The following is a 20,858-nucleotide window of genomic DNA, read 5'->3' on the forward strand; positions in this document are numbered from 1 at the left end:
TAAATAGTCAACGAAAGTTATGTATATGTTAATTTATATCACATATATATCGGATTTTATCAAATTTTCTTGTGAAATAATTCTTTTTTCTATAAAAAAGCTACACCAAACACTCTTTTTTATGTTATGATCAATTTAGATAAGAAATATATGGTGATACGATTAAATTTAAGTTATATTATATAACATATATTTCACAATGTTTCACATCTCAATAATCATTTATTCATTTTTCGCTTCTGGCAGACTCAGCTTGAAATACAATAAAGCCCCATCCGAAGATGGAGCTTTGACTGATCCGTAACATAAAATTTATAATTACACCAAAACGGTAGCGCCCATGAGGTATTTATCAACTTCTCGTGCAGCTTCTCGACCTTCATTAATAGCCCACACAACAAGACTTTGTCCGCGACGCATATCGCCTGCAGCAAAAACCTTATCCACATTAGTAACATATTTTCCATAACGTGCTTTAACGTTGGAACGACGATCCGTCTCCAAGCCAATTTGCTCTACAATCGTTTGCTCAGGACCATCAAATCCAATGGCAATAAGAGCAATTTGTGCAGGGAATACGCGCTCCGTACCTGGAATCGGTTGATAGATTTTGCGCCCTGTTTCATTAACAATCCGTTGAATTTGAATGGTGTGCAGCTCTTTCAGATTACCGTTTTCATCACCTACAAATTTGGTCGTCATGATGGAGAACTCACGTGGATCTTCTCCGAACAACGCCTTAGCTTCTTCCTGTGCATAATCAAGAGAATACACGTTTGGAAATTGTGGCCAAGGATTGGCAATCGGGTCACGCTCCATAGGTGCTTTGGTATGTGTGCCAAATTGAGTGACACTCCGACAACCATGACGCAAAGAAGTAGCTACACAGTCCGAACCCGTATCACCGCCACCGATTACAATAACGTCCTTACCTTGGGAAGACAAATAGTTGCCATCTTCCAGATTGGAGTCCAAGTAACTTTTGATGGTACCATTCAGATAATCCATCGCATAATGAACACCCTTCAAATCGCTACCTTCAATGTTGAATTCTCTTGGCTTCGTAGAACCACCGCATAGAACAACAGCATCATATTCACCAATCAACTGATCGGTAGGGATATCTTTGCCGATTTCCGTATTGGTGATGAATTGAATACCTTCAGCCTCCAGCAAATCCACACGCCGCTGAACAACCTTTTTATCCAATTTCATGGACGGTATGCCATACATCAACAATCCACCCACACGATCTGCACGCTCATACACAGTCACGCTGTGCCCTGCTTTGTTAAGCTGAGCCGCTGCAGCCAAACCTGCCGGACCTGAACCGACAACAGCCACTCGTTTGCCTGTACGCTTTTCTGGCGGATTAGGGACAACCCAGCCTTCCTCAAAACCTTTTTCGATAATAGCTTCCTCAATGGTTTTAATTGTAACAGACTGTCCGATCAGTCCCACAGTACATGAACCCTCACATGGCGCAGGACAAACACGACCTGTGAATTCTGGGAAGTTATTCGTTTTGTGCAGCCGCTCTAGCGCTTCCTTCCACAAACCACGATATACGAGATTGTTCCATTCCGGAATGAGATTATGAACCGGGCAGCCTAAAGTTGCTCCCATGATATCCATCCCCGTATGACAATAAGGGGTTCCGCAGTCCATACAACGCGCCCCTTGGGTACGCAGCTCTTCCTCAGACATATGCTTATGGAATTCTTCCCAATCCTTTATACGCTCTGCCGGGTCCCGGTCTGTAGGAAGCTGTCGTGTGTATTCCATAAATCCAGTTGGTGTAGACATGTTACGTTCCCCCATCTCTTCGCTTATGAACCCCGATCATCCATTCAGAATTTAAGTCAAATTCGAATTTGTCTATTTGTGTTATGAAAGGGTCTGTTCTCATTGAATTTGATTTATTGTATCACAATACAGCGTAAAAGTGATGAAAACTTATGCAACTTTCTGCATCAACAGCCAAAAGGATTTTTTATATGGTTTATTAATTTTTCAAATGAGTGGGGTCGGATATAGTCTATTCTTATTCGGTTCTCTCGTAAACAACAAAACGATACTCATAGGGATTTTTGTCATCCTTGATACCTGGGGTCTCACTAACTATATTCCAGCCGTTCCAATCCAGCTCAGGGAAGGTTGTATCGCCTTCAAAAATCTCCTCAATCCGAGTCACAATCAGCCGATCAGCATGTGGCCAAAACAGTGAATAAATCTCTGCTCCTCCGATGACCATTAACTCTTCCTGCTTTGCTAATTGGAGTCCTTCTTCCAGTGAATGAATTACTTCCGCACCTTCCGTCTGATAGCGCAGATCTCGGGTCAAGACAACGTTACGCCGGTTTGGCAGGCTTTTTCCTCCAAAGGATTCCCACGTTTTGCGTCCCATGAGTACCGTTTTATTAATCGTCTGCTCTTTGAAAAAGGCCATGTCTCTAGGGAGGCGCCAGGGAAGTTTGTTATCTCGGCCGATCACACCATTTTGTGCCATAGCCCATATCATTGAAATGCCCATTTTCCCACCTCCTCTAATCAAATGGCGACAGGCGCCTTAATCCCTGGATGATATTCGTAATTTTCAAAAGCAAAATCGTCGTAGGTATAATCAAAAATCGAATCCGGCTTGCGCAGAATTTTCAACTGAGGCAACGGATAAGGATCACGTTCCAACTGTGTATGCACTTGTTGCATATGATTTGAATAAATATGCACATCGCCGCCTGACCAAATAAATTCGCCGGGCTCCAAACCGCACTGCTGTGCAACCATATGCGTTAGTAATGCATAACTTGCGATATTGAACGGCAACCCTAAAAAGGTATCCACAGAACGCATCGTTAGCATACAGGAAAGCTTCCCTCCAGCTACATAGAACTGAAATACAAAGTGACATGGCGGCAACTTCATCGATTCGATTTCAGCCACATTCCAAGCACTGACAATGTGTCGACGTGAATCCGGATTTTTTTTAATAGCTTCAATGACATTCGCAATTTGGTCAATATGTTGTCCGTCTGTTGTTTCCCACGAGCGCCATTGCGACCCATATACAGGCCCCAGATTCCCCTGCTCGTCTGCCCACTCATCCCAAATGGTAACTCCGTTCTCCTTGAGATAAGAAATGTTGGTATCTCCCCGCAAAAACCATAACAGCTCATGAATAACGGATTTCAAATGTACTCTTTTGGTGGTCACCAAGGGGAAGCCCTTGGCCAGGTCAAAACGGAGTTGCCTTCCGAAAACAGATAGTGTACCCGTTCCTGTACGATCCTCTTTTTTTACTCCATTCTCTAAAATATCCTCCAGCAGTTCCAAATAGTTACGCACGTTATTCCTCTCCTTTGAGCATGAATAAAACCTGGCATCGCCAGATTCTAATCTTTAAAATTCTTTTCTGCACCCATATCTATAGTTAGTTTATCATGTACGGTACTTCGTTGACCATGTACTGTGTGAATTTTCATGGTAGTCCTGAAAATCCTAAAGTTTGAAAAAAAAGAGACAAAGAGCGCAGATATAGCGCTCCTTGCCTCTCTTTGTCATGTATGAAAACGAAAACGAGATAATGAAAAAAGGTATTAGCGACGTGGTGCCAATGCGTGGATCGGATGACCCAGCACGACTTCCGCTGCTTCCATAACGATTTCGCCCAGTGTAGGGTGAGCATGAATAGTCAAGGAGATATCTTCGAGTGTAGCACCCATTTCAATCGCCAGACCCAGCTCAGCAATAAGGTTGGAAGCTTCCAGACCTACGATTTGCGTACCCAGTACCAAACCTGTGTCAGCGTCAGCAACGATTTTCACAAAACCTTCAGCAGCGTTCAGGGAAACCGCACGACCGTTTGCTCCATAAGAGAACTTGCCAACTTTGACATTGTAGCCTTTTTCTTTGGCTTGTGACTCTGTGTAGCCTACGCTGGAGCATTCTGGATCCGTGAAAACGACAGCCGGCATACACTTGTAATCTACTACAGACGGCTCGCCTGCAATTGCTTCAGCAGCTACTTTACCTTCGTAAGAAGCTTTGTGCGCCAGAGCAAGACCAGCTACGATATCGCCGATTGCAAAGATGTGAGGAATGCTAGTACGTCCTTGGTGATCAACTTTCACCATTCCGCGCTCATCCAGTTCTAGGCCGATCAGATCCAGACCCAGTTCACCGTCTGTGTTTGGACGACGTCCAACAGTTACAAGCAGATAATCAGCAGTTACTTCTTTGCTTTCGCCGTTAACGGAGAATTTCACTGTTACGTCTTTATCTGTTTGCTCTGCACTTTCCGCTTTAGCGCCAGTGAAGATTTCGATGCCCGTTTTCTTCATGCTTTTCGCAACGATCGAAGTCATATCTTTGTCGAAACCAGGAAGCACTGTATCCATACCTTCAATAATCGTTACTTTGGAACCGAATTTGGAGTACATTTGTCCGAGCTCTGCACCAATGTATCCACCACCGATTACGATCAGGCTTTTCGGAATTTCAGGCAGGTTCAATGCTTCTGTAGAAGACAGAATGCGTCCACCAAAAGGGAATGGTTTCAGTTCGATTGGACGGGAACCTGTTGCGATAATTGCATTTTTAAAACGGTAACGTGGTGATTCATGTTCGTTGAATACACGCGCTTCGTTTTCGTTGATGAACATGCACTCACCATTGAAAACTTCAACTTTGTTGCCTTTGAGCAAGCCACTTACGCCGCCTGTCATTTTCTTAACAACGCCGTTTTTGAATTCTTGTGTTTTAGCGAAGTCTACTTTTACATTTTCAGCCGAAATACCGAAAGACTCGCCATGTTTAGCTGCTTCGTATTGATGAGCTGCAGAGATCAAAGCTTTGGATGGAATACATCCACGGTTCAGACAGACACCGCCCAGCTCAGATTTGTCAACGATCAATACGCTTTGTCCTAATTGTGCGGCACGGATGGCAGCTACATAGCCGCCAGGACCCGCACCGATAACCAATGTGTCAATATCCAGAGAAGCGTCTCCTACTACCATTGATTACACCTCCATAACAAGCAACTCAGGGTTAGCGAGCAGCTGTTTGATATAGTTCATGAAGTTTTGAGCAGTTGCACCGTCAATAATACGGTGGTCAAAGCTCAGAGAAAGAGCCATTACTGGAGCGGCAACAATTTCACCGTTTTTCACGACTGCTTTTTCACTGATGCGGCCAGTACCCAAAATCGCAACTTCAGGGAAGTTAATGATTGGAGTAAAGAACATACCGCCTGCGGAACCGATGTTAGTGATGGAGATTGTGCTTCCTCTCATCTCATTCGCTGCCAATTTTCCATCACGACCGCGCACAGCCAGATCACGAATGGAATCAGCAATCATCCAGATACTCTTACGATCAGCATCTTTGATAACAGGAACGATCAAACCGTTGTCTGTATCTGTAGCGATACCGATGTTGTAGTATTTTTTGTAGACAATTTCGTTTGCTTCTTCGTCGATTGAGGCATTCAGAGCCGGGAATTGACGGGAAGCAGCAACCAAAGCTTTTACGATGAATGGCAGGTATGTTACTTTTGTGCCTTTCTTCTCAGCAATTGGTTTGATACGAGTACGGAAAGCAACCAGTTCAGTTACATCTACTTCATCCATAATCGTAACGTGCGGAGCCGTATAAGCCGATTTAACCATAGCATTGGAAATAGCCTTGCGGATACCTTTAAATGGTACGCGCTCTTCCTCAGCACGTGGATCTGCTGCTGGTGCGGATGCTGCTGCAGCTTTCGCTTCTTTCTTAGCAGGCTCTTGTGCTTTTGCAGCTTCTTTCGCTACTGGTGCAGCCGCTTGGCCTCCACCATTTTTGAAAGCTTCTACATCTTCTTTGGTGATTTTACCATTTTTGCCGGAGCCACTCACTTGAGCGATGTTTACACCTTGCTCACGAGCAAATTTGCGGACGCTAGGTGTAGCTAGTACATCTTTGTTAGAAGCAGCAGGGGTTGCAGCTGGTTTAGTGTTAGCTCCGCCTTGTGCAGCATCCTGTTCTTGTTTAGCAGCAGCTGGTGCTTCTTCTTGTTCAGGAAGTTCACCCTCTGCAGCGATTACAGCTACGACTTGACCTACGTTAAAGATGTCGCCGTCTTTGGCAAATACCTCTTGTACTGTGCCATTGACCGGACAAGGAACTTCAACTACAGCCTTATCGTTTTGTACTTCCATGATGATATCTTCATCTGTTACTTTGTCGCCGGCCTTGATGTGCATCTTGATGATTTCGCCTTCGTGAAGACCTTCACCCAGCTCTGGGAATTTATATTCAAATCTAGCTGTACCTGCAGCTCCGCTTTGTGCAGCAGCACTTGGCTCAGGGCTAGCAGCTGGTGCTTCTGGTGCATCTTCTTGTTCGGGAAGTTCACCTTCTGCATCAATTACAGCTACGACTTGACCTACGTTAAAGATGTCACCGTCTTTGGCAAATACTTCTTGTACTGTACCATTAACCGGACAAGGAACTTCAACTACAGCCTTATCGTTTTGTACTTCCATGATGATATCTTCATCTGTTACTTTGTCGCCGGGCTTAATGTGCATCTTGATGATTTCGCCTTCGTGAAGACCTTCACCTAGCTCCGGGAATTTATATTCAAATTTAGCCACGTTTAAAACCTCCCAAATTTACGGTGTGCTTTAATTAAAATTCCAATACTTTATTAACCGCATCAATGATACGTGTTGGCGTTGGCAACCAAGTATCTTCAATTTGAGCAAAAGGATAAACGGTATCCGGACCTGCTACACGCAGAACGGGTGCTTCCAGATGCAGGATTGCTTTTTCGTTAATTTGTGCAATAACTTCAGCAGCTACACCGGAGCTCTTTTGCGCTTCTTGAACAACGATGGCACGATTGGTTTTTTGAATAGAAGCAACAACGGTATCAATGTCAATCGGGCTAATGGTACGCAAATCAATGATTTCTACTTTGATACCTTTTGTTTTTTCCAGCTCATCCGCAGCTTTAATCGAAGTGTGTACCATCATACCGTAAGTAATGATCGTCACATCGGAACCTTCGCGAACTACATTAGCTTTGCCCAGTTCAACTGTGTAATCATTCTCAGGAACTTCAGCGCGGAATGCATGATACAAGTTCAAATGCTCCATGAAAAACACAGGATCGTTGTCGCGAATAGACGCAATCATGAGACCTTTTGCATCATAAGGGTTGGATGGAACAACAACCTTGATACCAGGTGTTTGAGCCAGCAGGCCTTCCAAGGAATCTGTATGCAGCTCGGCTGCCTTAACACCGCCACCAAAAGGTGTACGGAATACGATTGGAGAATTGTAACGTCCACCGGAACGGTAACGCATACGGGATGCTTGAATTGCCATTTGATCAAGCGCTTCAAAGATAAAGCCTACGAACTGGATTTCAGCTACAGGGCGGAAGCCTTGAATACCCAAACCGACAGCAAGACCCCCGATTGCGGATTCCGCCAGCGGAGTATCGAATACACGTTCTTCGCCAAATTCTTTTTGCAGACCTTCTGTAGCGCGGAATACGCCACCTACATGACCTACGTCTTCACCGAAAAGCAGGACGTTAGGGTCGCGTTTCAACTCTACGCGCAGTGCGTCACGAATCGCTTCTTTCATGTTCATTTGTGCCATTTGCTTCATTTCCTCCTTAAACATTGACAGATCAATTTCAGTTCAGGTCAATCGAAAAGCAGACCGGATCGGGTTACCGCCCGGTCTCTTTCAAGTTCAATTATTTAAAATCAGCTTTTTGTTCTTCCAAGTGCTTAGGCGTTGTTTCGAACATGCTATCGATCAGGCCAGGAATTGTCATTTTCTCTGTTTTCTCGGCTTTTTTGATCTCTTCGTTCACTTTTGCCTTAGCTTCTTCTTTTACGCGAGCTGTATCTTCTTCAGTCCAAAGGCCTTTTTTCTCAAGGTATTTCGCAAAGCGGGCAATTGGATCTTTCGCATTCCATTCGCCTTCTTCTTCTTTAGAACGATATTTTGTTGCATCATCAGAAAGGGAATGCGGACGGAAACGGTACGTTACGGCTTCAATCAAAGTAGCACCTTCACCATTACGTCCACGCTCTGCAGCTTCTTGAACGGCTTTAATAACTGCAAGCACGTCCATGCCGTCAATTTTCACGCCTTTAATACCAGCAGCTACTGCTTTATGAGCGATCGAAAGAGCAGCCGTTTGTTTTGAGAATGGAGTCGTGATCGCGTAACCATTGTTTTGCACAAAGAAAATAACTGGCAACTTGTATACACCAGCATAGTTCAGGCCTTCGTAGAAATCACCTTCGGAAGAACCGCCGTCACCTGTATATGTAATGGCGACTTGTTTTTGTTTTTTCAGCTTGTAACCCATAGCAATACCCATAGCATGCAAAATTTGCGCGCCAATGATGATTTGCGGCATCAGTACATTAACACCGTCCGGCACTTGGCCGCCGTGTTGATGACCACGGGAATACAAGAAAGCTTGGTATAATGGCAGGCCATGCCAAACGATTTGCGGAATATCGCGGTAGCCTGGAGCAATAAAGTCTTCTTTTTGGAGCGCATATTCGCTACCAACCATGGTTGCTTCTTGTCCGGATACCGGAGCATAGAAACCGAGACGCCCTTGACGGCCTAAGTTAACGGCACGGTCATCCCAAGTACGTGTAAATACCATTCGATACATAATTTCTTTCAATTGATCATCTGTAAGTTTAGGCAACATATCTTTATTGATAATTTCACCATCCGGAGAAAGTACGGACAGCGCCTCAACTTCCTCTGTGTAAACTTCATAAGGAACCTTGCTCATTTTCTTCACCTCAACAAAAAAATTTGAATATCAAGTTCCGCTGTTATAGGATTATTATACACCTGTTATATCGCTCGCGTCAAAGATTTAGTTATTTTTTTTGAGTTTGTCACATTTTTGTGTGTGTAACAGGGTATGTTTTTTACTGTAACAGCTTAGTACATGATTGAAATTTTAAACATCTATTGCAATCAGGGTAATCTTAACTTATTGTGATCCCGAATGCAAAATAATACCCAAGAAAGGTGACGAAAAATGACGGATTCTCGGTATTTAAAACGAACCATCCTTAAAGACGAAGTAGACAGCCGCTTTCTTGGCGAGACCAGAACTCTCCGGATTTATTTGCCGCCCGGCTATAATGAAATATTGAGCTACCCGGTCGTGTACTGTCAGGACGGAGAAGAATTTTTCAATTTTGGCCGCATTGCAACTCATGCCAACCGCCTCATTCTAGATGAGGGCGTCGAACCCTTCATTATTGTAGGTGTGGAAGTGAATACAAAAATTCGAACGCAGGAGTATGCTCCCTTTGGCAATCGTTTTGAGGCATATACCGCCTGTTTTGCAGAAGAGATTATTCCCTATGTAGAGCAAAAGTATCCTATAAGAAAAGATGCAGCGTCCCGTATTTTGGCGGGGGATTCACTGGGAGGCAGTGTGTCTCTGCATTTGGCTTTGATGTATCCTCAGTTGTTCAACCGCATTATCAGCCTCTCAGGTGCTTACTATGAAGCTTCGCAGGAAATCATCGCCCGTGAGAAAGATCTGTCTCATTTGCGGGTGTGGATGACGGTTGGCCTTCAGGAAGATGCATTTGAGAGTGATACTGGCATTTACAACTTTGTAGAGCTTAACCGTCAATGCACAGATTTGCTGCGCGAACGGAACGCTGAAGTTTCTTACCGTGAAAAGGATGGCAAACATTTGTGGGGCTTTTGGCAAAACGAGTTGCCTGACGCGCTAATGTATTTTTTGGATCGCGCCTGAGTAAAAATTCTCCCAGGTAACTAAAGGGAATGGAGCATTTGACCTACTAGGTCATAAAGCTCCTTCTTCTTTTTCATGATTTGGTTGCGCTTTCAAAAATGTATAACGAAAAACGGCAATGATTGCCGTCATCTGTCGTTCACATTATAGCTTTTCTTCTACGATCTTGTCCAGCAAGGCGTCGCAACCTGCGTCCATTAATCGATAGGTCTCTTCAAAATTCCCTGTAAAATATGGGTCGGGTACTTCTCTTAATTTTTCTTGAGGGAGCAAATCCATAAATTTTAGAATATCTGCCTCCGCTCCACCTGCAATCTTTCGCATGTTTCGTTCATTAGAGTCATCCATGCACACAATATAATCAAACGCGTCAAAATCACGGCCCGTTATTTGCCGCGCCTGTATGCCTTGTTCGCTGATTCCATGCAGTTTAAGTTGCTTTAGTGTTCCCTCATGCGGAGGATTTCCGATGTGCCAGTCGCCTGTCCCGGCCGAGTCCACCCCGATTTCTGCACCCAATCCCCGTTCCTGCGCTTTATGTCTCAGTATTGCCTCCCCCATCGGAGAGCGGCAAATATTGCCCAAACACACAAACAAAACGTTAATCATTTCGTTCTCCTTCCTATTACACGTTACACTTCCTTTTTTCTGTTTCATTGTAGCCATGTCCTCCAAAATTGTGCAAGCCATATTTAACGCGGTATACTTAAAAACGATGGTATATATAGGATCGTATCAGAAAGAAAGGATGTTGATTATGACAAAAAAACGAGCGATTGTATTTTCAGGTGGTCGTCTTAATGAAGAAGATTTACATCAAATACAACCCGATGATTTTATTATAGGAGCAGATAAAGGTGCTCTTTTCCTGATCGAGCACGGTATTACACCACATATCTCTGTAGGAGATTTTGATTCAATCACACCAGAGGAAAAAGAAAAGGTAGAATCAGCAAGCCAACGTATGATTGCGTGCGATCCAGTACTTAAAGACTTAACAGATACTGAGCTTGCTTTAGAAATCGCTATGGACGAACAGGCAGATCAAGTACTGATGCTTGGTGTGACTGGCACCCGGATGGACCACACATTGGCTAATGTTCAAATATTGGTACGTGCAATGCAGCATCATATTAGCTGCGCTATTATGGACGCACATAATTATATTGAGCTCACCGGATCAACGCTTGAAATCCAACCTATGGGCTATACATATACATCGCTGCTTCCTATGACCGCCGAAGTAACTGGCATACAACTAGAAGGATTTATGTATCCGTTACATAATGCCACCCTCAAAATGGGACAATCACGTGCTGTCAGTAATAAGCTAACGGCTTCAAAAGGTACGATTTCCATCAAAAGCGGTCTACTACTCGTTATTCAAAGCAAGGATTAATTATGACATTGTTGTAACCATTATATAAATTGTTTTTCACTCAAAACCCTTGATGAACAAGGGTTTTTCCGTTTATAGAGATCAATGAATCGATATATTTTTTACAAATTGTAATTTTTAATCGTTTTTTAATAATCGCTGTGTAAGTCTTGTCCCTCAAGCATTTGAGAGTTCTTTTCCAACTATTAGGCGGCTTCAAAACTGTTATACTCAACGCTGTCAGTTAGTTAGCAACTCAGCAAAATATTGCACAAATCAATTTTTGGAGGTATTTACAACATGAATATGCAGAAAATCATAAAAAAGGTAATTATAGCAGGGGTCGCAGCCACGATCGGCTTTGGCACATTTGCAATTGAGGGAACAAATACGGCACAAGCCGCCACTACGACTTCGGTAGGCCAAAAAGTGATTAACTACGGTGAAAAATATATGGGAACTCCTTATAAGTTTGGAGCTTCCACAAGCACTACACGTAATTTTGATTGTTCTTCTTTCATGAAGCACATATTCAAGAAATACGGAGTAAATTTGCCGCGTACTTCTGTTCAACAGTCTAAAGTTGGACATGCCGTATCCAAGTCCAATTTGAAAAAAGGCGACTTAGTTTTCTTTTCAAGCGGTAGTCGTGCTACAGGACGCAACATTACCCACGTAGCAGTCTATATGGGCGGGGGTAAAATTTTGCACACTTACGGCGGACCTGGCGTGACCATCTCCAATTTGAACTCTGGCAACTGGAAAAGAACATACATTAAAGCACGCCGCGTGCTGTAGTATGAAACTCATTTTGAAATATGCGAGCCGGGACGAAAAGTTCCGGCTTTTTTTATATACCTAATACTATTCTGATACGGTTGGTGTTCTGAGTGAATAACCAATACCTCGTTCCGTACGGATCATTTTAAACTTATACCCCTTATCTACTTTAACCCTCAAATGTCTGATATAGACATCTACAACGTTCGTATCAACGATATAATCATGTTTCCAAACATCCTTCAGAATTTTCTGCCTGCTACAAACTTGGTTAAGATGTATCGCCAGATGAAGTAAAAGATCAAATTCCTTCGGAGTTAATTCCAGCTTTTGTCCCCCTCTGCTCACCAATCTGCTTGCATTGTCTATATGTAAATCACCCGCCTCGATTGCCCTTTTTACATCACGTTCAATACCAAAAATCCGCAATAAATTAGCCACTCTAGCCTGAAAAACTCTAGGATAAAAGGGCAGAACGATCACATCATGTGCTCCTTGTTCAAAACAGGAAACAATATGGTCCTCCTCATCTGATGAAGTCATTGCTAATAGCGGGACATGAGGATGGTATTGCTGCAATATGCGAAGCAAGCCTTGCGAAACCGTCTGTTCATCTTCTATATTGAGCAGCAGCAAATCCACAGGATTATGGGCTACATAAGAGCTTGCATCCGTCGTATTGCTAACATGAACCACCTGATAACCTTCCTGCTCCAATGGACGAACAATTACGGGAGACGCTTCATTTACATCCACAAGCAAAATTAACGGGCTCACCTTTTCACCCACCTGGTTTGGACATAGCATTACATATTGGATACGAACAAGTTTGTGTTATAAGCCATTAAAGCATAATAATATTATTGTAACAAAAAAGCAGAAAATCATTCTCCAAAGAATGGCTTTCTGCTTTTATGGTTTAACCCAAATAGCGATGATACAGACTTCTTGCTTTTGCCACGTCCTTTGTCCCATGAATCAACGCTCTGCCATCTGCAAAAACAACCAACCGATGCTCGCTTGTACTAAAGGAAACCAAAAACGGATTCCGCTCTACTTTTCCTTCTCCCAAAGAAGCAAATCTATCTGCTGTTTCTGCAAGATTCAGATGTGTCGGGTTTGCTGGTCTAATTTGAACGGTATCCCTACCGCACAAAACATCTGTTTTCTGCCGATGAGAGGCCGACAAATAGGGATACGTCGGTTGACTGCCGCAAGAAGGACAGTTCTCCTTTTTAACGCTATCTACTGCTATCGCTACGTACTCATTTTTCCACAAATCAAACGAAAGTAACTTTCCTCTCAAATCTTCCAGATATCCGCCAAGAAGTTTGAAAGCTTCCGTAGTTTGGTTAGCCGTGACCATCTGTACAGCCTGCGGAATAATCCCGGCGGTATCACAGGTTTCCCCACCAAACGGTATAGTTCCCAGCAGACAGTGAAGACAAGGCGTTTGACCCGGTAAAATGGTGTAGGTTACACCATAGCTGCCTACACACCCCCCATAAATCCAAGGTATCCGATGCTTGAGTGCCATGTCGTTCATAAGAAGTCGGGTATCGAAATTATCGGTTGCATCCATCAAGAGATCTACCCCTTGGATCAACTCTTCCAGCTCTTCCACCCCAACATCCAGTACATGTGCATGTATAACCGTTTCCGAATTAATATCCTTTAATCTTCGCTGAGCAGCTACTACTTTGGGATATCTTTGCGCAGCATCACTTTCCTGAAAAAGCTGCTGGCGCTGCAAATTGCTCCATTCCACATAATCCCGGTCTACGAGGCTCACTGTACCTACACCCCCGCGAACGAGCGTTTCCGCAATACCTGTACCTAACGCTCCGGCACCTATGATTAGTACGTGGGAAGAAGCAAGCCGACGTTGTCCTGTCGGTCCAAAGGGCGCGAATCTTTCCTGTCTGGAATAACGGTCACTTGAATGTGTTCCTCCTGCACCGGATTTGTCAGTTACCTTCATGCCTGAACCATACCTTCTATCGGACTGCTTGCTGAAGCGTAACGTTTTACAGGAATCATCCCCGCCTCAAAACCATATCTTCCAGCACGAACAGCCAGTTTCATGGCCTCGGCCATTTTTACCGGGTCCTTCGCTCCTGATACGGCTGTATTCAACAAAACAGCATCTGCCCCTAACTGCATCGCCATGGCCGCGTCACCGGGTGAGCGAATACCCGCATCGACAATAACCGGAACCTCCGCCTGTTCAATAATTAGACCTAATGAAAACGGATTAAGCAAACCATGTCCTGTACCAATCGGTGAAGCTCCAGGCATAACGGCATGTACTCCAAGCTCTTGTAGCCTCTTTGCTAGAATCACATCGTCCGATATGTAGGGCAGCACGATAAAGCCTTCTTCTAACAGCTTTTCACTAGCTTTCAACGTTTCAAATGGGTCCGGCAGCAGTGTCTTGCTATCCCCAATGACTTCCACCTTAATCATATCGCACAGGCCGGAGGCTTTTGCCAATTTGGCAATACGAATCGCCTCCTCTGCTGTTGTAGCCCCAGCTGTATTGGGAAGAAGTGTATACCGGGTCAAATCCAGCATATCGAGAAAATGCTGCTTGTCCCGTTCCTCCAAGTTCAATCTCCGTACAGCAAACGTCAATATTTCCGTCTCAGCAGCCTCTACGGCTTGGGATTGGATATCCAGATCAGAGAATTTTCCTGTTCCCAACAACAACCTCGAGGTAAAAGATGCTTTTCCAATGGTTAACATAATCAACCGCCTCCCACAAAATGTACGATCTCTAGGCAATCTCCATCTTTCAGTACCGCTTCATCATGATCTTCACGGGTCAATATATGCCGATTCAGCTCCACCACTACGGTTTTCACCTTTACATCAAGCTCATATAGCAATTGATCCACATGAGTGATTCGATTAGAAAAGGTCAGGCTCTGGCCGTTAATCGTCAGCTTCATAAGCTTTTCTCCTTGAGGAGCTCAGAAGAAAAACTACTTATCCCAAGTTCTGCTGCACAAGCCCCATTAAGCATAGCTGCCATCGCACGCCCGGTAGCATCACTCAGCAGGACACCGTTGCGATAATGCCCGACTGCAGCATATACGCCCTCGACCCCAGGAACAATGCCTATAAAAGGATGACCTGATACAGCCTGCGGACGTAAGCCCGCCCAAGCGCGTTTAAAAGAAGCTTCACGGACGCGCGGCAGCCAGGCAGAGGCACGTGCCAGCAACCCTTCCAAGCCTCCTACGGTCACCTCTTCGTCATATTGATGCGGAAGGCTCGTTGCCCCAATCCAAAGCTCGTTATTCTGTTTAGGCACTAGGTAAATATCATCAGCGTAAATGGTGTATTCTAACGGGTGATCCTTCAAGGAGACCGCTACCGCTTCGCCCTTGACCGGATAAAGTGGATATTCAAACCCAACCTGCGCTAGCAATTTCATGCTATCCAAGCCTCCGGCAATAATGACCTGATCGCAGGAAAAAAAACCACTATCTGTGCGGACACCGCAAATTCGACCATCCTGTATGACCAGTTGCTCTGCCTGTGTACCAGACCATACCGTTGCTCCCAGCACCGCAGCAGCACCTGCATAAGCACGGCAAAGCTGGACAGGAGCCACTTGTGTCTCCTTTGAACGATATATTGCCCCGATCGCTTGTTCATCCAAACCTGGAATTCGTCGGGCCAATTCTTTCGCATCCCACCAGATAGGACAATCACCCTCTCGCGTTTTTGCAGCTTTCCAGCGTTTTTGGCCTTCAGTCTCCGTACGGAAAGGGGTCACAAACCCTTCAGTACGGAATTCCACCGAAATACCTGACAAACGCTCTAGATCACAGACAAGCTCAGGGAATGCATCTCGACTTATGCGAGCAAATCGTGATAGCTCAGAGTCGGTGAACTCTTCACTTTCCGCTGCCAGCATTCCAACCGCTGCTCCTGAGGCTCCCTCACCCGGGATCAATCGTTCCAGCATAATCGTACTTCTTCCCTCTTTGGCCACATGATAAGCAATGGAACTGCCGATGACACCTCCACCTATGACCAAGCATTCAGCGTGTCCTATCACTCTTTCCTCTGTGTGTATCTTTAGCATTTGTTCCGTATCTCCTCTCCATAAACCCTTCTGCTTTCAGCTTGCCTCTACTCTCGTTTTCTCGCTACAGGCTGTGAACTACAAGGTCTGCCATTCGCCTATACTCCATTGCAGCTGCAACGGGCGACTCAGCCTCCCATATACCAGACATCACTGCAATTCCGCTTGCTCCGGCCCTATAAAGCTCCGGGATATGATGCGGTTGTATGCCGCCTAACGCAATCACCGGAATGTTCGACAACCTGCAAATATGTTCAAGCTGAGCTAAACCCCGCGGTACAATACCGGGCTTACAATGGGTCTCATATACGTGACCATAAAGTACATAGTCCGCTCCTGCCCGCTCAGCAATTTGCATCTCCTCCACGGAATGTACAGACACTCCACAGCGTGTACCCTTTGGAAGTAGGCTTTTCACATCCACAACAGGTAATCCATTAGCTGGTAATTGAACGGCTCCGACCAAAGTAAGTAAAGCTACATCCACACGATCATTTACTACAATTTGTTGCAAAGGAACTTCCTGCTCCACCAGGCTGCGAGTCAAAGAAAGCAATGCAGAGGCACCATTCTGTTTTAAACGTGCGTGTACATAATGAACATACGGACAAATCACAGCAGCCACTTGGGCGGCTTGTGCAAAAGTGCCCTTTTCCATCGAAATTGCGTGTAATTCGATTTTGTCTTCACCTCACATTGGACTAAAGGATCTAAGCTTAGCCAGCCACGTCTACCAGCAGGAATGAAAGGGGATTATATGTGAATCGTCTACGGAAGCTCGAACTACTTAAAATGAACGAAACGCAAAAAAACCACTTCCCCAAGGAAGTGGTTTAACGAACGTCCAATAATCGAACGGACCATGATATCCGTATACGTGTATCGTCCCACGCACAAACAAAAATAAAGAAGGTGTTGCCTTGTTTGTACGGCGCTCACTTCCCTACGCTGGCATAACCCAGATCAGGTGCAAAGGGTCCGAAATCCATTTATTCCGTCTCAGCCGCATGGGCGGCTCCCCTAGTGTGACTATTTTATTGTATAAGCTAAAGATAGCTTAGCATATTTTTCTAATTCTGCAAACCCCACTTCGTGTGAAATTTGCTGGAACTGGATTTAGCTGATTTTAGTTAACTTTACTTGACCACTCTTCCACATTCCACGTTTTGGTTACCCAATCCTCGTAAAAGTCCGGTTCGTGAGATACAAGCAATACGGTCCCTTTGTATTCCTTCAAGGCACGTTTCAGCTCATCCTTTGCTTTAACATCCAAGTGGTTGGTAGGCTCATCGAACAGTACCCAGTTGCTTTCACGCATTAACAGTTTGCAAAGACGGACTTTAGCCTGTTCTCCACCACTGAGCGCAGATAGCGGACGCGTGATATGCTCATTTTTCAAACCGCAACGCGCCAAATGCGCTCGTACTTCATGCTGGTTCAAATGCGGAAATTCATTCCACACATCGTCAATCGGTGTAATTTTCTCGGCCTTTACTTCCTGCTCAAAATAAGCGGGCTGCAAAAAATCACCTTGATAGGTTTTTCCACTGATTGGCGGAATTTTTCCCAATATGGTTTTGAGCAATGTCGATTTACCGACACCATTGTAGCCGACAATTGCAATCTTTTCGCCACGTTCAATCGTCATGGACATTTTAGGCAAAAGGGCATGTGTATAACCAATCTCAAAATCAATACCCTCAAATACCGTCTTTCCGCTTGCACGTGCCTCTTTGAATTGAAAGGTTGGTTTTGCGGCTTCTTCAGGCTTATCAATACGTTCGATCCGATCAAGCTGCTTTTCACGGCTCTTTGCTCGGCCTGATGTAGAGGCACGCGCTTTATTACGCTGAATAAAATCTTCCTGTTTCTTAATAAAATCCTGTTGCTTCTCATAAGCATCAATATGTTGGGCTTTGTTCAGATCCGCCATTTCGAGAAACTTTTCATAATTAGCTGAATAACGGGTCATCTTGGCAAATTCAAGATGGTAAATAACATTAACGACCTGGTTCATAAATTCAGTATCATGTGAAATAAGAATAAAAGCATAAGGATAATCCTTCAAATAGCGCGTAAGCCATTCAATATGCTCTACATCCAAATAGTTGGTAGGTTCATCCAGCAACAGGACGTTCGGCTTTTCCAACAGCAACTTAGCAAGAAGAACTTTTGTCCGTTGCCCGCCGCTAAGTGCGGATACATCCCGATCCAGTCCTATGGCCGACAGACCTAGTCCATTCGCCATCTCTTCAACCTTTACATCAATGAGGTAAAAATCCCCCATATCCAGTTGCTCCTGAATTTCACCCATCTGTTCCAGCAACACTTCCAACTCATCAGGAGAAGCATCCCCCATTTTGTCAGTAATCTGCATCATTTCCTTTTCCAATTCCAACAAAGGAAGAAAAGCATCCTTCAATACATCACGTACCGTTTTGCCCGGTGTCAGCTTGGTATGCTGATCCAGATAGCCGTAACGCACACGTGGAGTCCATTCCACTTTACCCTCATCCTTAAGCAATTTTCCAGTGAGAATGTTCATGAGTGTCGATTTACCAACACCGTTAGCTCCTACCAAACCTACACGTTCCCCCGCAAGCAATCGAAAGGAAACATTTTTAAATAATGCGCGGTCCCCAAAGTTGTGGGATACATTTTCTACAGTCAATAAACTCATAAGCTGTTTTTGGCTCCTTATTGTCATCGGCGTTGCCGACTGTTCTTATTTCATATGCATTTCGTTTCTCTCAAAGCTTTATTGTAGCACATTCTGCAACCATATCGGAATATTGAAAACAGTGAATTTTAAGGTTTTTTGGTATGGATCTGCCTAAAAAAAGAAAAACCACCCATGAGGGTGATTATTTTAAGCCATTATAACATTTGTACTCAAAGTAACCCGCAGCTGCTGCAGATTTTTCATCCGTGAAACGTTCACTCGCTTTAAAGGGAGCTGGACATGAATCTCTATAAAAATACTTTATTCCAGTATCTGGTTCTATGCCACCGATAATGTCTTGCTTTCTAACGACTCTCCCACCACCAAATCCATAGTTATTGTAATACCTGTCTCCGACCGGAATGCCTTGTATAAACGCGATAAGCCCCACATCATCTACCGTGTTGTACCACTCCTCTTGCGGAATGATCGGTAGCGTGAACGAATAAGTTATGCCGTTACGCGCTGCTTTTTCGTTATGGACATTAATAATTCGCGCCAAGTCCTCTTGAACGCTGCGAACAATGGTGGAACGACGTATTTGCTCAAAAGTTTCTGAATTATTCAGCAAAGATATAGCGGTCTGATCCTGAAGTTCCTTTTGAAAGCCCTCTACCCACCTGTGATTCCGAGCATCGTATGCGTGCACATAATTATCCAAGGTGAACCCCACACTGTTGCCTACTGAATCAACATAGGCATATGGCTTTTTTTCGCTCCATTTGTGGCCAATAGCAGCTTGTCCATGCTCATCTGTATAGGCTTCTGAGGTGAACGCATAATAACCGTCATAATCCAGAATTACAATGGCCGGTATGTAATCCAATAATGCACGTTGTGCTACTAAATCCCCATCAATGCCTACATTAAGAAAAAGGGTGTGCAGGAACGTGTTCAGCGCTGCTTCTTTATCTACCCGAAAAAACTTATCCGATCCGTATCCGGCCTCGCGTTCCTGACGTTCATTCTGTGAGAGCACAACCCCTGCATCCTGAACTGCGGTACGGAGAGCCGACGTATATTTCATTTCTAGCTGCTGCACTTCACGCTGATTCTGCACCCGTAAGTCACTAACTACACCAAAGGGCAAAAACAAAAGTATAAATATGACCGCAAAATCAGTAATCTTCATTCAGAACCATGCCCCCGTAAGAAGCTGTAACTGCCGGCTTGCCGCTATCTGCCCCACCAAGAAGCCATGATTTGTACAAGTCCGCAGGAGTCCGATTCGTATTATGTACCCGGACCGTAAAATAATCCCCGGCCATCAAGGTATATCGACGCGTCTGATCTGATTTTGGCTGCTGATTGTCAGGAAACAGTACAGGAAAAATTTGCGAATTATAGTACCCATCATATACAGTTTCATAATTGCCCAGAAAACTGTCTGGCTTCGCGGCATCTGCATAGTCCGGTACATACTTTTTGTGCATATGTTCCAAGTCAACTTCGTACATATTGCCTGTCAATTCCAGATCACGCATAAAATCGTTATACATCGTCGGTGTAATGTAACCCTTGGTTCTTACCATATCAACAAAACGTACAGTTGAATGATATGTATTTAACCCGGATATATCATCCTGCCGTTCAGCAGCTTGAGCTGCGGGTACGATGTACAAAAGCAATACAGCGAGCAGCGCCCCCAACAGCTTCGATATTGTTTGAACCACTTCAGTCTTCCCCCAATTTCTCAAAACGTACAGATGTTATGTCCCCATTCCCATTACGCTGGGGGTACATGGAATATAATGAGGAAGCATCCAGGGTCGATACATCAGGCTCAAACGGTTCAGAAAATACATCATACTCTGTCCCGTCGACTTGAATCGAAATCCCCTCCTGTAAGTTCATGCGAATTGCCTGTATGACCTGAGTTCCTTTAATCCGCTCCGGCAACCCCACCCCAGCAGTACGGGCTATTCGCCCTTCAGAATGCTCCTCTTGCTGTGATCTTAATTCCAGTGCACCATCCAGCTGGCTGGACAAGTCTGCTGCCGTTACACATGCGGTTATGAACAGAATAACTGACACACCAAGCTGCAGCATACTTGAAGCGTGATCAGACATACTC

At 44.5% G+C, this 20,858-nt stretch carries 21 protein-coding genes and 1 riboswitch; of the genes, 3 read left to right on the forward strand and 18 right to left on the reverse strand.

From position 1 onward, the window contains the following. Nucleotides 1–318: 318 nt before the first annotated feature. The 7 genes from MKY35_RS13605 to pdhA form a co-directional block, all read right to left on the reverse strand. Nucleotides 319–1,806 carry a glutamate synthase subunit beta gene (locus MKY35_RS13605; RefSeq protein WP_342443982.1) on the reverse strand — a complete coding sequence of 496 codons (1,488 nt, stop codon included), beginning with the start codon at nucleotides 1,804–1,806 and terminating at the stop codon, nucleotides 319–321. Between the two features lie 238 nt (nucleotides 1,807–2,044). Further along, nucleotides 2,045–2,533 carry a dihydrofolate reductase gene (locus tag MKY35_RS13610; protein WP_039271314.1) on the reverse strand — a complete coding sequence of 163 codons (489 nt, stop codon included), beginning with the start codon at nucleotides 2,531–2,533 and terminating at the stop codon, nucleotides 2,045–2,047. A gap of 17 nt (nucleotides 2,534–2,550) precedes the next feature. After that, the gene (thyA, locus tag MKY35_RS13615; RefSeq protein ID WP_069011721.1) at nucleotides 2,551–3,345 is read right to left on the reverse strand and encodes a thymidylate synthase; all 795 of its coding nucleotides are present in this window, start codon (nucleotides 3,343–3,345) and stop codon (nucleotides 2,551–2,553) included. 251 nt (nucleotides 3,346–3,596) lie between these two features. Next, the gene (gene lpdA / locus MKY35_RS13620; RefSeq protein ID WP_039271311.1) at nucleotides 3,597–5,018 is read right to left on the reverse strand and encodes a dihydrolipoyl dehydrogenase; all 1,422 of its coding nucleotides are present in this window, start codon (nucleotides 5,016–5,018) and stop codon (nucleotides 3,597–3,599) included. 3 nt (nucleotides 5,019–5,021) lie between these two features. Beyond that, on the reverse strand, nucleotides 5,022–6,635 hold the full coding sequence (locus MKY35_RS13625; protein ID WP_277397970.1) for a 2-oxo acid dehydrogenase subunit E2: 1,614 nt from the start codon (nucleotides 6,633–6,635) through the stop codon (nucleotides 5,022–5,024). Nucleotides 6,636–6,669: 34 nt separating this feature from the next. Then, nucleotides 6,670–7,650: an alpha-ketoacid dehydrogenase subunit beta gene (locus tag MKY35_RS13630; protein ID WP_013310510.1), complete on the reverse strand. Its 981-nt coding sequence runs from the start codon at nucleotides 7,648–7,650 to the stop codon at nucleotides 6,670–6,672. Between the two features lie 100 nt (nucleotides 7,651–7,750). Beyond that, nucleotides 7,751–8,818, reverse strand: a complete 1,068-nt coding sequence (gene pdhA, locus MKY35_RS13635; RefSeq protein WP_029517443.1) for a pyruvate dehydrogenase (acetyl-transferring) E1 component subunit alpha — start codon at nucleotides 8,816–8,818, stop codon at nucleotides 7,751–7,753. A 255-nt stretch (nucleotides 8,819–9,073) separates the two neighbouring features. On the opposite strand from pdhA, the gene MKY35_RS13640 reads away from it, so the two are divergent. After that, entirely contained in the window at nucleotides 9,074–9,808 is a 735-nt protein-coding gene (locus tag MKY35_RS13640; RefSeq protein ID WP_342443983.1) for an alpha/beta hydrolase-fold protein, read from the forward strand. Nucleotides 9,809–9,952: 144 nt separating this feature from the next. Here MKY35_RS13640 and MKY35_RS13645 read toward each other — a convergent pair whose 3' ends face one another. Further along, a complete protein-coding gene (locus MKY35_RS13645; RefSeq protein WP_029517442.1) occupies nucleotides 9,953–10,417 on the reverse strand; it encodes a low molecular weight protein-tyrosine-phosphatase in 465 nt (154 codons plus the stop codon). A 148-nt stretch (nucleotides 10,418–10,565) separates the two neighbouring features. On the opposite strand from MKY35_RS13645, the gene MKY35_RS13650 reads away from it, so the two are divergent. Beyond that, the gene (locus tag MKY35_RS13650) at nucleotides 10,566–11,207 is read left to right on the forward strand and encodes a thiamine diphosphokinase (RefSeq protein ID WP_029517441.1); all 642 of its coding nucleotides are present in this window, start codon (nucleotides 10,566–10,568) and stop codon (nucleotides 11,205–11,207) included. A 279-nt stretch (nucleotides 11,208–11,486) separates the two neighbouring features. Next, on the forward strand, nucleotides 11,487–11,984 hold the full coding sequence (locus tag MKY35_RS13655) for a C40 family peptidase (RefSeq protein ID WP_039271305.1): 498 nt from the start codon (nucleotides 11,487–11,489) through the stop codon (nucleotides 11,982–11,984). Between the two features lie 66 nt (nucleotides 11,985–12,050). Here the strand turns inward: MKY35_RS13655 and MKY35_RS13660 are convergent, their stop codons facing one another. From MKY35_RS13660 to MKY35_RS13705, 10 genes are all read right to left on the reverse strand, one after another. After that, nucleotides 12,051–12,743: a response regulator transcription factor gene (locus tag MKY35_RS13660; protein WP_342443984.1), complete on the reverse strand. Its 693-nt coding sequence runs from the start codon at nucleotides 12,741–12,743 to the stop codon at nucleotides 12,051–12,053. A gap of 142 nt (nucleotides 12,744–12,885) precedes the next feature. Continuing rightward, nucleotides 12,886–13,947, reverse strand: coding sequence for a ThiF family adenylyltransferase (locus MKY35_RS13665; RefSeq protein ID WP_342443985.1), 1,062 nt, complete (start codon nucleotides 13,945–13,947; stop codon nucleotides 12,886–12,888). Continuing rightward, complete coding sequence (locus MKY35_RS13670) at nucleotides 13,944–14,711, reverse strand: thiazole synthase (RefSeq protein WP_342443986.1); 768 nt, start codon at nucleotides 14,709–14,711, stop codon at nucleotides 13,944–13,946. Before MKY35_RS13670 ends, MKY35_RS13665 begins: the two co-directional genes overlap by 4 nt. A gap of 2 nt (nucleotides 14,712–14,713) precedes the next feature. Then, nucleotides 14,714–14,917, reverse strand: a complete 204-nt coding sequence (thiS, locus tag MKY35_RS13675; protein WP_342443987.1) for a sulfur carrier protein ThiS — start codon at nucleotides 14,915–14,917, stop codon at nucleotides 14,714–14,716. Beyond that, nucleotides 14,914–16,062, reverse strand: a complete 1,149-nt coding sequence (gene thiO / locus MKY35_RS13680; protein WP_342443988.1) for a glycine oxidase ThiO — start codon at nucleotides 16,060–16,062, stop codon at nucleotides 14,914–14,916. Before thiO ends, thiS begins: the two co-directional genes overlap by 4 nt. A 64-nt stretch (nucleotides 16,063–16,126) precedes the next feature. Continuing rightward, nucleotides 16,127–16,720: a thiamine phosphate synthase gene (locus tag MKY35_RS13685; RefSeq protein WP_342443989.1), complete on the reverse strand. Its 594-nt coding sequence runs from the start codon at nucleotides 16,718–16,720 to the stop codon at nucleotides 16,127–16,129. Between the two features lie 265 nt (nucleotides 16,721–16,985). Beyond that, a riboswitch (TPP riboswitch) is annotated at nucleotides 16,986–17,094 on the reverse strand. Between the two features lie 94 nt (nucleotides 17,095–17,188). Further along, nucleotides 17,189–18,742 (reverse strand): ABC-F family ATP-binding cassette domain-containing protein, encoded by a 1,554-nt coding sequence (locus MKY35_RS13690; RefSeq protein WP_029517433.1) that lies wholly within the window; start codon nucleotides 18,740–18,742, stop codon nucleotides 17,189–17,191. 184 nt (nucleotides 18,743–18,926) lie between these two features. Further along, nucleotides 18,927–19,916: a hypothetical protein gene (locus tag MKY35_RS13695; RefSeq protein ID WP_342443990.1), complete on the reverse strand. Its 990-nt coding sequence runs from the start codon at nucleotides 19,914–19,916 to the stop codon at nucleotides 18,927–18,929. Next, nucleotides 19,903–20,457, reverse strand: a complete 555-nt coding sequence (locus MKY35_RS13700; RefSeq protein ID WP_342443991.1) for a hypothetical protein — start codon at nucleotides 20,455–20,457, stop codon at nucleotides 19,903–19,905. The genes MKY35_RS13695 and MKY35_RS13700 overlap by 14 nt, the downstream gene beginning before the upstream one ends. Before the next feature lies 1 nt (nucleotide 20,458). Further along, nucleotides 20,459–20,854, reverse strand: coding sequence for a hypothetical protein (locus MKY35_RS13705; RefSeq protein ID WP_342443992.1), 396 nt, complete (start codon nucleotides 20,852–20,854; stop codon nucleotides 20,459–20,461). Nucleotides 20,855–20,858 lie beyond the last annotated feature (4 nt).

Source organism: Paenibacillus sp. FSL L8-0638 (genome assembly GCF_038593075.1).
Lineage (GTDB): Bacteria > Bacillota > Bacilli > Paenibacillales > Paenibacillaceae > Paenibacillus > Paenibacillus polymyxa_D.

Coding starts and splice junctions, on each gene's coding strand:
- MKY35_RS13605 (WP_342443982.1), bottom strand. CDS start 1,806: ATGTCTACACCAACTGGATTTATGGAATACACACGACAGCTTCCTACA.
- MKY35_RS13610 (WP_039271314.1), bottom strand. CDS start 2,533: ATGGGCATTTCAATGATATGGGCTATGGCACAAAATGGTGTGATCGGC.
- lpdA (WP_039271311.1), bottom strand. CDS start 5,018: ATGGTAGTAGGAGACGCTTCTCTGGATATTGACACATTGGTTATCGGT.
- MKY35_RS13630 (WP_013310510.1), bottom strand. CDS start 7,650: ATGGCACAAATGAACATGAAAGAAGCGATTCGTGACGCACTGCGCGTA.
- pdhA (WP_029517443.1), bottom strand. CDS start 8,818: ATGAGCAAGGTTCCTTATGAAGTTTACACAGAGGAAGTTGAGGCGCTG.
- MKY35_RS13640 (WP_342443983.1), top strand. CDS start 9,074: ATGACGGATTCTCGGTATTTAAAACGAACCATCCTTAAAGACGAAGTA.
- MKY35_RS13645 (WP_029517442.1), bottom strand. CDS start 10,417: ATGATTAACGTTTTGTTTGTGTGTTTGGGCAATATTTGCCGCTCTCCG.
- MKY35_RS13650 (WP_029517441.1), top strand. CDS start 10,566: ATGACAAAAAAACGAGCGATTGTATTTTCAGGTGGTCGTCTTAATGAA.
- MKY35_RS13655 (WP_039271305.1), top strand. CDS start 11,487: ATGAATATGCAGAAAATCATAAAAAAGGTAATTATAGCAGGGGTCGCA.
- MKY35_RS13665 (WP_342443985.1), bottom strand. CDS start 13,947: ATGAAGGTAACTGACAAATCCGGTGCAGGAGGAACACATTCAAGTGAC.
- MKY35_RS13670 (WP_342443986.1), bottom strand. CDS start 14,711: ATGTTAACCATTGGAAAAGCATCTTTTACCTCGAGGTTGTTGTTGGGA.
- thiS (WP_342443987.1), bottom strand. CDS start 14,917: ATGAAGCTGACGATTAACGGCCAGAGCCTGACCTTTTCTAATCGAATC.
- thiO (WP_342443988.1), bottom strand. CDS start 16,062: ATGCTAAAGATACACACAGAGGAAAGAGTGATAGGACACGCTGAATGC.
- MKY35_RS13685 (WP_342443989.1), bottom strand. CDS start 16,720: ATGGAAAAGGGCACTTTTGCACAAGCCGCCCAAGTGGCTGCTGTGATT.
- MKY35_RS13690 (WP_029517433.1), bottom strand. CDS start 18,742: ATGAGTTTATTGACTGTAGAAAATGTATCCCACAACTTTGGGGACCGC.
- MKY35_RS13695 (WP_342443990.1), bottom strand. CDS start 19,916: ATGAAGATTACTGATTTTGCGGTCATATTTATACTTTTGTTTTTGCCC.
- MKY35_RS13705 (WP_342443992.1), bottom strand. CDS start 20,854: ATGTCTGATCACGCTTCAAGTATGCTGCAGCTTGGTGTGTCAGTTATT.